13 protein-coding genes are annotated in these 10,685 nt (G+C 59.5%); 10 read left to right on the top strand and 3 right to left on the bottom strand.

What is annotated here, in order from left to right:
- Positions 1-166: 166 nt before the first annotated feature.
- Positions 167-655 carry a hypothetical protein gene (locus AruPA_RS20675; RefSeq protein ID WP_265638634.1) on the top strand — a complete coding sequence of 163 codons (489 nt, stop codon included), beginning with the start codon at positions 167-169 and terminating at the stop codon, positions 653-655.
- Positions 656-668: 13 nt separating this feature from the next.
- On the opposite strand, the gene AruPA_RS20670 is transcribed toward AruPA_RS20675, so the two are convergent.
- The gene (locus AruPA_RS20670) at positions 669-1,217 is read right to left on the bottom strand and encodes a helix-turn-helix domain-containing protein (RefSeq protein ID WP_265638632.1); all 549 of its coding nucleotides are present in this window, start codon (positions 1,215-1,217) and stop codon (positions 669-671) included.
- Positions 1,218-1,598: 381 nt separating this feature from the next.
- Positions 1,599-2,354 carry a dienelactone hydrolase family protein gene (locus AruPA_RS20665; RefSeq protein ID WP_265638631.1) on the bottom strand — a complete coding sequence of 252 codons (756 nt, stop codon included), beginning with the start codon at positions 2,352-2,354 and terminating at the stop codon, positions 1,599-1,601.
- A 396-nt stretch (positions 2,355-2,750) separates the two neighbouring features.
- On the opposite strand from AruPA_RS20665, the gene AruPA_RS20660 reads away from it, so the two are divergent.
- From AruPA_RS20660 to AruPA_RS20620, 9 genes are all read left to right on the top strand, one after another.
- Positions 2,751-3,158 carry a DotD/TraH family lipoprotein gene (locus AruPA_RS20660; RefSeq protein WP_265638630.1) on the top strand — a complete coding sequence of 136 codons (408 nt, stop codon included), beginning with the start codon at positions 2,751-2,753 and terminating at the stop codon, positions 3,156-3,158.
- Positions 3,159-3,238: 80 nt separating this feature from the next.
- Complete coding sequence (locus tag AruPA_RS20655; protein WP_265638629.1) at positions 3,239-3,379, top strand: hypothetical protein; 141 nt, start codon at positions 3,239-3,241, stop codon at positions 3,377-3,379.
- A complete protein-coding gene (locus tag AruPA_RS20650; protein WP_265638628.1) occupies positions 3,376-4,344 on the top strand; it encodes a type IV secretory system conjugative DNA transfer family protein in 969 nt (322 codons plus the stop codon). Before AruPA_RS20655 ends, AruPA_RS20650 begins: the two co-directional genes overlap by 4 nt.
- Positions 4,345-4,357: 13 nt before the next feature.
- Positions 4,358-5,572 carry a hypothetical protein gene (locus tag AruPA_RS20645; protein WP_265638627.1) on the top strand — a complete coding sequence of 405 codons (1,215 nt, stop codon included), beginning with the start codon at positions 4,358-4,360 and terminating at the stop codon, positions 5,570-5,572.
- A gap of 311 nt (positions 5,573-5,883) precedes the next feature.
- On the top strand, positions 5,884-7,089 hold the full coding sequence (locus AruPA_RS20640; RefSeq protein WP_265638626.1) for a type IV pilus twitching motility protein PilT: 1,206 nt from the start codon (positions 5,884-5,886) through the stop codon (positions 7,087-7,089).
- Positions 7,079-7,255, top strand: coding sequence for an IcmT/TraK family protein (gene icmT, locus AruPA_RS20635; RefSeq protein ID WP_265638625.1), 177 nt, complete (start codon positions 7,079-7,081; stop codon positions 7,253-7,255). Before AruPA_RS20640 ends, icmT begins: the two co-directional genes overlap by 11 nt.
- A 186-nt stretch (positions 7,256-7,441) precedes the next feature.
- Complete coding sequence (gene istA / locus AruPA_RS20630; protein ID WP_408859099.1) at positions 7,442-8,959, top strand: IS21 family transposase; 1,518 nt, start codon at positions 7,442-7,444, stop codon at positions 8,957-8,959.
- Between the two features lie 11 nt (positions 8,960-8,970).
- Positions 8,971-9,723 carry an IS21-like element helper ATPase IstB gene (gene istB, locus AruPA_RS20625; protein WP_265638623.1) on the top strand — a complete coding sequence of 251 codons (753 nt, stop codon included), beginning with the start codon at positions 8,971-8,973 and terminating at the stop codon, positions 9,721-9,723.
- A gap of 261 nt (positions 9,724-9,984) precedes the next feature.
- Complete coding sequence (locus AruPA_RS20620; RefSeq protein WP_265638622.1) at positions 9,985-10,188, top strand: hypothetical protein; 204 nt, start codon at positions 9,985-9,987, stop codon at positions 10,186-10,188.
- A gap of 38 nt (positions 10,189-10,226) precedes the next feature.
- Here AruPA_RS20620 and AruPA_RS20615 read toward each other — a convergent pair whose 3' ends face one another.
- On the bottom strand, positions 10,227-10,547 hold the full coding sequence (locus tag AruPA_RS20615; protein WP_265638621.1) for a hypothetical protein: 321 nt from the start codon (positions 10,545-10,547) through the stop codon (positions 10,227-10,229).
- Positions 10,548-10,685 lie beyond the last annotated feature (138 nt).

Here is a 10,685-nt window from a genome sequence, read left to right as displayed (position 1 = left end):
CGATTGCGGTCGCCGATAATGGCGAGCAGTCGCTCGCGATCTCCCACAGGGACGATGACATTGACAGTTTGGGCCATGCCACACGATTCGCATGTCCTGCCAAAAATGTGAATCTTATGAAAGCGTCAATGCACTAGACGCGTTGATTGCGGTGGAGCCGGATATCATGAAGGCAGATCAACTGTCGGAGCGGTATGGACTCGAAATCCTGCCGTTCGACCTGATCGATGTGGCCGAGACCGAGACGCGGGGGCGGATTGCGAAGTTGAATGCCACAGACGCGGTGGCGTTTCGGGTGACGCTGCGTCGGATGAGCGACCAGGCCTTCGTAAGGGCGATTGAGTCGTGTCTCCACGCGCAGAAGGTAAACGCCCAAGCCCGCCGTCTGCGGCGGCAGGCGGACGAGGCGAAGCCGGCGGAGTTCGGATTCCTGAACTTATGTGCTGCGGATGCCGAGCGCACCGCCGCGATTGCGACGCTAGCAGCGCTGACCGATGCCCACCGTGCCCGTGGCGTCGATGCCGCGGTGTCCTTGAAGCTGCAGGGCAGCGATCGGTTCTATCCGTTCGGTCTTGTGACACCCGCCGCGGACACCGCGGTAGACGGGTTCGCCAAAACTGCTGACAACCAGAAAACCCACTTTTTTACAATATAAAACCATGCATTCGCTATCGCGGTTTGTGATCATCGCTTCTTGGTATTCGGCTTTTTCTTTTGGATTGTGTATAAAGGTCTTTCCTCTCGCGACTTCTGGAAAATTCAACAATAGCTGATTTAAGACTCTCAGGCGATACATTCTCAAACAATTCAATTAACATTGACAAAGCCATTGCAATATCGTTGTTGTTTCCGTTAACATCCCCTTCTACATCCAAGTTAAATGAATCAATCGCGCTCGCAGATATTGCCTTACTATCTCGACGTTCTTCGTTTACGTCGCTCGCATAAAAATATCCGATCGATATCAGTAATTTTTGCGCAAGACCGTAAAGTATTGTCGGCTCGATATGCCTTTTACCAGATTCGTAGGCAAGAATCTGCTCTTCGTGCATATCTAGTGAGCGAGCAAGATCACGCGCCGATATAGTTAATTCTTTACGGCGCGCTGCAAGGCGAGTGCCAATATGATGATCCAGCCTATCAGCGACACGTCTAATTTTGGCGCCGAAGGTTGGTTCATTAGGTGACACGCTTTCTGAAACGATTTTTTGTCCCAACTGAGTTCTCCATCCGCGTTTGGCCGGTTAGGTATACATAACAATCATTCCACCTTCTTACAAAGGACAATATGTGAAATTGGCTAACGAATCTCGCTAAAACATATTAAAAATTTACATTAATACATTTTTACGCATTTACGTCAATAGATTTTATACTGTGATACACATTTTTTATAAACCTTGCGTGAGGGTCCGTTCAAACAATTAAAAATATTTCATCTCATTTCCATGCTTTTAGCTAACGATATAAAATCCGCCATCGTCATAACAGGAATTGTCAGCGTCGGCATGGGCGAACGACAGAAGCCAATCAGAGATGAAGTGACTCCGATCAGACACACCGAGATCCTCCTCGACGCATGCCAGAGCGGATTTCTGTCATAGCTTACGCTGAAATAGACTGAGCATCTCCGTCCAGCCACGTTCGGCCGCTACTTGATCGAATACCGGGAAATCCGGCATCATCCAGCCATGAGCCGCGCCGGGATAGATTTCGCAGCGATTCGTCACGCCGGCGTGGCTCAACGCCAGCTCCAGCCGCTCAGCCATCTCGGGTGAGTAGCTGCTGTCATTATCGGCGCCGGCGACATAGACCTCGGCCTTGATCCGTGGGACAAGGAGATGCAGGCTCGTCTGCGCGTCCGTCGCGAGATTGCCACCGTGGTAGCTCGCGGCCGCCGCAATCCGGTCGGGGAAAGCACCAGCCGTGGTCAGCGCCATCCCACCGCCCATGCAGAAGCCGACCGTGCCGATATTCGAACCCTTCACATCCTTCCGACTGTCCAGATACGCGATGAAAACTTCTGTGTCCGTAGCCGCCTTGTGGTTGTCAGTCGTCGCCATCATCGGCCCGACGATCGCTCGAAAATCACCCGCGAAAACCTCTTTAGGATCCAACGGCGCATAAGCCCCAAAGCGATAGAACGTGTCCGGAAGCAGAACGATATAGCCCTCTTCCGCCAGGCGTCCCGCCATCTCGACCAGGGCCGGTCGCATCCCGAGCCCGTCCATATAGAAGATTACGGTGGGCCAAGGGCCGTTACCCTCGGGCGTCAGCACGAACGTCGGGCAATGCCGGTCTTTGGTTGTGATCGAGACCTGCTCCTGCGGCATTGCATCTTCCTCGGCTTGCATCGTCGGGATCCGCCATCAAGACGGAGCTGTTCAAAGCATGACCGACGTTGAAGAAGGTCATAAACACTGTCAAGTTTCTGATGGGAGGTAGGCCCATCTTGGCAGTGCACGCATTCAGTCAGCTCCAGGCGTTGTGCCCCCCCATTTTTTGTGCCGTTTGCCTATGGTGGCTTCGGTTCTGGGGTAATCGTCGTTCTCTTCATCCCAATGGCGTGATCGCTCAAAAAAACAGTTCGCACTGGCGATACGGTTTCGCACCGTGGACTTCGAAGGGAGACCACCATGCGCGTTTTTCACCATTCGGCTGTCGCTTCAGGTCTGCTCGCGGCGGCCCTGCTTGCCGGTTGCGCGACTGTCCCAGTCCCGAGAGTCGCGGCCAATGTCGTGATACCTGGCATGCCGAACCTCCAGACGGCGCTCAACAGCGCAATTTTGCGAACCGATCAGGCCGTCGACCAACTCGAGGGTGAGCCGCCGATGACACTGGCCTCGGCACGATTGCCAAAGGCTCTGCCCGGCGAACTCGAACAACGGATCCGGTGGAATTACGAGGGCAGTCTCGGGCCCGCGGTCCACGCGCTCGGCAGACTGATCAACTACCATGTGGTGATCCATCATCCGAAAGGTGTCGCCCCGGTTCTGGTCTTGGTGCATGCCGACCAGATCCCCGTCTCGACGGTGATCCGCACGCTCGGCATCGAGGCCGGGTCACGCGCAACGGTCACCGTTATTCCCGCCAAACAGACGATCGACGTGCGGTATCCGCGACCTGATGCAGCGGCCGCCGCGTCCGGCAAGCCGTGAGGAGGGTGTCATGGCGCGAAGATATCGTCGGCTCCGGTCCCCCCCGCCGCTCGCCACCCCGGCTTCGTCTGCCGGTTCGGATGATCCAGATCACCGATCCGATGAGTGATTTTCTGTCCGATCTTGTCTCCGGCGCGCGCCGGCGCGCGTTGCTTTTCCGTCTCGGCATCACCGACCCCTTGCCACCCGAATTGTACAATTCCCGAGGAGACTATCGATGAGTCGCGTTCTACCCATGGCCGTGCTGCCGGTCGCCCTGTTGCTGGCACCGGCGGCTTACACAGCACAAGCGCCGTTTCCCCAGATCGGCATTTCGGACAGTCCCGCCACGATCGCGCGGAGCCTGCGCGACAACGCCAATCCGCTCAACAATCCGGTCGCCGGGGCGCGGATCACCGGTATCCTGACGGGAGGAGAGGCTCCACCTTCCCTCAATGAACTCCAGGCACTCCGGCCACTGACGGGTAAGCACAAGACGATCTCGCCGATGCGACGCGAGGCACTCCGGCAGAATGCACTCAGCTACGGTGCTCAGGGCGGTCTGGCTGCGGAAAGTTATGCCATCAATCTGATGTTGGTGAATTATCAAGCCGATCTCGATCGCACGTTCGATTTCGGGAAGCTGATGGTCAATGTGAGCAATGGGCAAACCCTGTTGCGTCCACCGGTCGTCACCGAGGCGCAAATGGCCTTTGCGCTCGCGCCCGGCGGTCAGATCGCCAAGCAGACCGATCAGGTCTACGAGATCACCCAGCAGGCACAGCTTGCCTCCGCGCCGCCCAACTGGCGCACCTATCTGGTCCGAACGTGGGCGAAGCCGACACCCCCGCCGAGCGCGATCCGGCCGCGCTCGCGCCTGGAAGTCGAATACTGGCACAAATGGGTGGCCGAAGGCTGGGCGCTGGGCGAGGCCCAGGGCGCCCAGATCTTCCTCGACGATCTGAGCCGTCTCGAGAACAACTATATCGGGATGGTCCGCTACCAGGTGCTCCTGCGCGCCGGCCTCGTGGAATCCCCCGATCTGGTCTTTCATCACCAGGCGGTCTCCGGTGGGCGCAACCGCATGCTGATCGGCAACGACGTCATCCGGATCACCAATCTGCCAGGCCTCGATCCCGCCGCCGCGAACTGGCGTTCGGTCGATGTCCCGCGTGACCGGCCGATCGGCCAGCCACCGGCACGCTGAGGAGAGTGTGCTCATGGTCAGCAGAGGTCCAGACAATCGTCCGATTGATGACTATCGGAAATTCCACCGCCCCATCCTGATCGATCCGTCCGACAATTTCGATCGACCTGTTGCGGTGCAGGAGTTTCTCCGCCGTGCCGTGCAGGAAGGTGTCAGCGAATTGCTCTTTGGCGACCAGCGACCGGTCGTCGCGAAGATCGACTGGGAGTTTTGCACGACGACGCACCACCTGCTCACCCCCCACGATCTGAAGGGTCTCCGGAAATTCCTGTTCGGCGATCACACCCAACCAGCCAGCCCCCATCGGCACTGGCACAAGATCGGCCGGGTGCATCTGAAGGACAGGGAGTATCTGCGCTATGAGGTCACCGAGACCGAGATCCATGACGCATCGGAACTCCGCGGCCATGAGATCGTCCTGCGTTTCCTGCCCAATGTTCTGCCTGACATTCATTTCTATGAACTCGATCGGGAACTGCGGGATCATTTGCCCCGGAGTGGTCTTGTGCTGGTCAGCGGCGGCATCGACAGCGATGCGACGGGTCTGATCGCAGCCCTTGTCCGTTGGGTTGTCGAAGATCGCACCGTCGAGCACCGAGCCGTCATCTACGGGTTGACGGATTATTCGTTCACCCAGGAAATCCGGCCGATCGAATGGGAAAAATCCTCGATCCTGCAGATCGAGACACCGCCAGGCGAACCTCTGAACCGGGCGATGGTGCAGGCGACTTCGATTGGCGCGGACGTTGTGGCGATCGGTGCATGCCGGGATCCCGCGACGATGGAAATCGCGCTGGCGCTCGCGGCGGAGGGCAAGCGGGTGTTCGTGGGCGTCAACGCCAGTGGCGTGATGAATACGGTGGCGCGGGTTCTGGCGCTGCTGAGCCGGGGGCAGGGGGAGGATTACGCCCCTGGCCTGCCCGAACTCGCGCTGACCCTGCGCACGATCATTTCGCAGAAGATGGTCCGCAACCAGCAAGGATCGATCTCGGCGCTTCAGGAATACCTGATCGTTGGCCCTACGCTCCGCGAAGCCCTGCTTCAGACTGCGCCAAGCGGCTGGTTGCTGCCTTTCCTGAAGAGTTTCGAGGAGGAAGGCGAGAGCTTTGCTGCCTGCGCCAGTGTTGCACGCAACGCCGGCGTGATCAGCCCGGACGTGTTCCGTCGCGTCGTTGCTGAGACCACCGCCCCCATCATTCCCCGTCGTCCCCGGAAATCGAAGTCATGAGAGGAATTCCGATCTCATCGATTTTGCGTCACCGCCTCGACTCCCTCCCGATCCAGGTGGTCGGCGTACTCATACAAGGAGATCCACAATGAAAACCCATGATACGGCATCCTGCCCGCCATCCTCTGTTCCAGAGTTGCGGTCCGTCCCTTGGGACGACAGTGCCGGTCCTCCCGTTGACTTGATCTATGCCGAACCGGGGCATGGGAAGGGAGTTCTTGCGCCGGATGATCTCCTTGAACATCGCTTCATCCTGCAGTCCACCGCAGAGGCAGGACGCCTCATCGAAACCATCGCCAAAGGGGATCATCATGGTTGGACCCAACCGTCACGAGCTTCGGATCGTTCCTGCTTCCGAAGCCCCGCCAGACGCGCTTTCGGTGAAGCACGCGCTCGACACGGATCTCGTATTCGAGCCGATGCCACCGCGGATGTACGAGGCGGACTGGAACCGCTTCATGGTCTGGGAGGCCGATCGCAACGTCTCGGATATCAGGTTGCAACCTTTCGCGCCGGCGTTTGTCCAGCGCTACGGTCGGTTGCGGCCGGCGACCCCGCGCGATCTCACCATCCCCGAGGTCGAAACCGCCACCAACCTGTTTTACGGCGCGGATGGCATGGCCCGGCTCAAACAGGGCATGGATTTCGATGTCAGCTTCAAGGCGCGACCAGAGCGGAATCGTTCGATCCGGTTTCGGGTCAATGCGACCGGTTGCGAGACCCATGGTGTCGTCACGGTCTCGATCGTCGCCCGTGTCCTGCCCGAACGAGCCCCCGACCTATCCAGCCTCGCCCTCGAACCCGAAATCCTCGCCGCTTCTCGGGTCAGCAAAGGGGTGGTCATCGTCAGCGGCGGCACCGAGAACGGTAAATCGACCCTGTTGGCCGCAATGATCCGCGCCATGCTGCTCGACCCCGACGCCAATCTCTCGATCCTCGAATACGCCTCGCCGATCGAGTTCGTCTATGACGATGTGCGCGGTGCGTCCGCATTGATCAGCCAAACCGAAATCCCGCGCGACGTCCCCAGTTTTGCCGCGGGCGCCCGCAACGCCAAGCGGCGCAACCCCAAGGTCGCCGTGCTCGGTGAGATCCGTGATGCCGAAACCATGGTGGTGATGTCACAGATGGCGATCTCGGGCACCGCGATCTATGGCACCATTCACGCGGGGTCGGTCGAGGAGACCACCCAGATCGCGGTCAGCCTGTGCCCGGACAATGAACGCAATGCGGTCGCCGTCCAGCTGGGTCAGTCGCTGCGACTGATCATCAATCAACGTCTGGTTCCCTCGGTGGATGGCAAACGCACCGCGCTGCGGGAGTTCCTCGTCTTCGATAAGCCCCTGAACCATCGGCTGGTCAGCGCCTCGCCCGATGACTGGCCGCTGATTTGCCGCGAGGCGCTGCGGACCCAGGGCCAGAGTTTCTCGGTCGCAACCGACCTCGCGCTCGCCCAGGGGCGTATCTCCGAAGAAACCGCGTTCTATTTCAAAAAGGAGTTCGGTGATGTGGCGTGACACGATGAAGCCGCTGCGGCTGTTCATTATAGATGCCTGGGCTTTGGTCCCGGCCCTGATCTTTCTGCTCTACTGGTCATTCACCACGCTGGTGATCGCGCTCGTCGGCATCGTCTTCTTCGGCGTGATCGGCTGGTTCGGGGTCAATATTGCGGATTCCGATTGATGCCGGCCACCTATTCCGACGTGAAGCCGGCGCCCGTTCCGATTTGAAGCCGGCCGGCATTCCGATTTCATTCCGGCCACCATTGTGAGAATCTGAGCGTTATTCGGCTGGGTCAGCAACTCGGGCATCTGCCTTCTCGTGATCAACCACGAGGAGGATTGGATGCCGGCAAAGAGAGAGCTGACGATGCGGCAGATACGACAGATGTTACGGCTTGCCGGCGACGGCATCAGTGCCCGCGAGATCGGGCGGATACTCGGCGTAGCGCGCAGTACGATCCAGGATAACCTGAAGCGTGCACAGGAGGCGGGGTTGGCGTGGCCGGTGTCGGCCGAGTTGACCGATGCGGCGATCGAAGAGCGGCTGTTTGCTCGCAGCGGCTACAAGCAGGGGGTTCGGCGCCGGGCGGAGCCGGTATGGGGCGAACTGGTCTGCGAATTGAAGCGCCCAGGGGTCAATCTGCAGGTGCTCTGGGAGGAGTACCGTGAGCAGCATCCGGCTGGGTTTGGATACAGCCGGTTTTGTGAGTTGTTTCGGGAATTCGAGGCGCGGCTGTCGCCGGTGATGCGTCAGGATCATCGTGCTGGTGACAAGGTCTTCGTCGATTACTCGGGCAAGCGGATTGGCATTGTCGACGGGGCGAGCGGTGAAGTCCGCCAAGCGGAGATTTTCGTCGGCGTGCTGGGCGCGTCGAGCTTTACCTACGCGGAGGCGAGTTGGAGCCAGTCGCTGCCGGACTGGATTGGCGCGCATGTCCGTATGTTCAGGGCATTCGGCGGTGTTCCGCGGCTGATCGTGCCGGATAATCTGAAGTCGGGCGTCAACAAACCATCGTTCTACGACCCGGAGATCAACCGCAGCTACGGTCGGATGGCATCGCATTATGGGGTTGGCGTGCTGCCGGCACGCCCGTACCGTCCGCGAGATAAAGCCAAAGTCGAGTCAGGCGTCCGCTTTGCACAGAGCTACATTCTGGGCCGGCTCAGGCGCCAGACTTTTTTCTCGCTGGCCGAAGCCAACCAGGCGATCGCCGGTATGGTCGATCGGATCAACGACTATGTCATGCGCCGCATTGGCGTCAGTCGCCGGCATCTGTTCGAGACGATCGAGCGTCCCGCGCTCGCAACGTTACCGGCACCCGAATACGAATTCGCCGAGTGGGGCCTGGCCCGGGTGGCACTCGATTATCACGTTGAAGTCTGCGGCTTTTTCTACTCGGTGCCGCATGAGCTGATCCGCCAGCAGGTCGATACCCGCGCGACCGAGCGCGGCATCGAGATATTTCATCAAGGCAAGCGCATCGCGGTTCATCAGCGGCGATACGGCGGCAGCAAGCATGGCACCGACATCGAACACATGCCGAGCGCGCACCGGCGTTACGCCGAATGGACGCCGGAACGGTTCCGTCGCTGGGGCACCTCGATCGGCCCGAACACCGAAGGGCTGGTCACAGCCATACTCGCCAGCCGACCGCACCCGGAACAGGGGTTCCGGACCTGCCTTGGGATTCTCCGATTGTTCAAGGACCTCGAACCTGGCCGCGCCGAAGCCGTGGCCGACCGCGCGGTCGCGATCGGTGCGTTCACCTACAAAAGTCTCGCCTCGATCGTGACCAACAAGCTCGATCGCTCAACCGCCGCGCCGGGCGAGCCCCAGGCGGTCATTACCCACGGCAATCTCCGTGGTTCCGGCTATTTTCATTGAAAGGAAAACTCATGTTGACGCATCCAACCCTCGATCAACTGCACGACCTTGGCCTGCATGGCATGGCAAAGGGATTCAAGGATCTCGCGGCGCATCCCGATGTCGCCACCCTCGACCACGCCGCGTGGCTGGCGTTACTGCTCGACCACGAGACAACGCTGCGGCGGCAGAAGCGTTTTGAGCGACGCGCACGCCTCGCCAAGCTGCGCCAAGAGGCCAGCGTCGAAGATGTCGATTATCGGGCCGCACGTGGTCTGGATCGTGCGATGTTCCTCAAACTTGCCGGATGCGAATGGATCCGTGCCAAGCATAATCTGCTTATCACCGGTCCCTGCGGCGTTGGCAAAAGCTGGATCGCCTGTGCCCTCGGCCAGAAGGCATGCCGCGAGGATTTGTCCACCGCCTATCATCGTGTCCCGCGCCTGTTTGCCACATTGGCTCTGGCGCGCGGCGATGGCCGTTACGCAGCAACGCTCCGCCAGATCGCGCGGGTCGATCTACTCATCCTCGACGATTGGGGACCGGAGACATTGAACGCGGATCAGCGCCGTGACCTGCTCGAAATCGTCGAGGATCGCCACGACCGCCGATCCATCATCATCACCAGCCAGGTGCCGGTCGATCAGTGGTACGAAATCATCGGCGATCCCACCATCGCCGACGCCATCCTCGATCGACTGGTCCACAACGCCTACCGGATCGGACTGACCGGCGAGAGCCTCCGCAAAAAGAAAAATCCGGCCACCGCCACCATGCAAGCTTGACCCCAGGAAAGGACGAGGCGATCATTAACACGTGACCTAACCGAACGACGCTCAGGTGGCCGCCTTCATATCGGAACGGTGGCCGGCTTCGTTTCGGAATGGGTGGCCGGCATCATATCGGAATGCATGGCCGGCTTCGTCGGAATACGCAGTCAATATCGTGGCGACCATGCGGATCCTGCGACGCTGGCTGGTCGGGCCGCTTCGTCCGGCGGTTCCGCGTGACCGCAAACGGCGTTTCGTGTGAACGGGGAGGTCGCCATGAAATCTTCACCCCCATCCGAAACCCTCACCGTCGTGGCCGGCTCCGGACAGGCACGATCGACGATCGCCGTCCTGAGCAATGCGTTTTCCCGGTTGTTCGTCATGGGCCGTCGACCGGTCCTGCTGCGCGATCTCGACAGCTGGTGTCGGGCTACGCTTAAAGCTGAGATTTTCCTGGTAACGCGACTTTGCGTCATTTAACTTGAGACAAAGCGAGGCTGGTCGTCTCACGATAACAGTTAATCGTGAGACTGATTGTAATCGAGACCTATGCTCAGATCGGCTACGAGAGGACTGAAATCACGGTGCCACACATGAGGCACCAGACTCCGGAACGAAGTGAATGCAGTGGCGCGGTCTTTCAACGCTATCGCCATGCCGGCGAATAGAATCGTTCTTGCCGTCACCAATCGGACCGGACGCTCGTTTGTCCATGGTTCCGGGATCAGGTTAGCCCGCGACAGGTTCATCAAACCCGGCACGAAAAGTTCAGCGGTTCGACGATCCGTCGCGCCAGCAACGGCGCGCCGACCATAGAACGCGACCGCATCAAAGCGCATCGAGCTATGATGGATTTTGGGTGATGGCGGTGATCAGGCGGCGTTCTGTGCTGGCGTCTCGATCACCTCGACGCCGTCCCGGAAAGTAATGCCCTGGATGACCTTGGGCAACTGGTTTTCTCCGTTGAGTTTGCGCCA

The sequence above is a fragment of the Acidiphilium sp. PA genome (assembly GCF_026191915.1).
Taxonomy (GTDB): domain Bacteria; phylum Pseudomonadota; class Alphaproteobacteria; order Acetobacterales; family Acetobacteraceae; genus Acidiphilium.
Note: the sequence above shows the minus strand (reverse complement) of the source record. Positions and strands in the feature narration are given on the sequence as shown.

What these genes read in the sequence shown, in the direction of transcription:
- AruPA_RS20620 (WP_265638622.1), top strand. Translation starts at nt 9,985, where the DNA reads ATGAAATCTTCACCCCCATCCGAAACCCTCACCGTCGTGGCCGGCTCC.
- AruPA_RS20615 (WP_265638621.1), bottom strand. Translation starts at nt 10,547, where the DNA reads ATGCGCTTTGATGCGGTCGCGTTCTATGGTCGGCGCGCCGTTGCTGGC.
- AruPA_RS20645 (WP_265638627.1), top strand. Translation starts at nt 4,358, where the DNA reads ATGGTCAGCAGAGGTCCAGACAATCGTCCGATTGATGACTATCGGAAA.
- icmT (WP_265638625.1), top strand. Translation starts at nt 7,079, where the DNA reads ATGTGGCGTGACACGATGAAGCCGCTGCGGCTGTTCATTATAGATGCC.
- AruPA_RS20665 (WP_265638631.1), bottom strand. Translation starts at nt 2,354, where the DNA reads ATGCAAGCCGAGGAAGATGCAATGCCGCAGGAGCAGGTCTCGATCACA.
- istA (WP_408859099.1), top strand. Translation starts at nt 7,442, where the DNA reads ATGCGGCAGATACGACAGATGTTACGGCTTGCCGGCGACGGCATCAGT.
- AruPA_RS20650 (WP_265638628.1), top strand. Translation starts at nt 3,376, where the DNA reads ATGAGTCGCGTTCTACCCATGGCCGTGCTGCCGGTCGCCCTGTTGCTG.
- AruPA_RS20660 (WP_265638630.1), top strand. Translation starts at nt 2,751, where the DNA reads ATGCCGAACCTCCAGACGGCGCTCAACAGCGCAATTTTGCGAACCGAT.
- AruPA_RS20640 (WP_265638626.1), top strand. Translation starts at nt 5,884, where the DNA reads ATGGTTGGACCCAACCGTCACGAGCTTCGGATCGTTCCTGCTTCCGAA.
- AruPA_RS20675 (WP_265638634.1), top strand. Translation starts at nt 167, where the DNA reads ATGAAGGCAGATCAACTGTCGGAGCGGTATGGACTCGAAATCCTGCCG.
- AruPA_RS20655 (WP_265638629.1), top strand. Translation starts at nt 3,239, where the DNA reads ATGATCCAGATCACCGATCCGATGAGTGATTTTCTGTCCGATCTTGTC.
- istB (WP_265638623.1), top strand. Translation starts at nt 8,971, where the DNA reads ATGTTGACGCATCCAACCCTCGATCAACTGCACGACCTTGGCCTGCAT.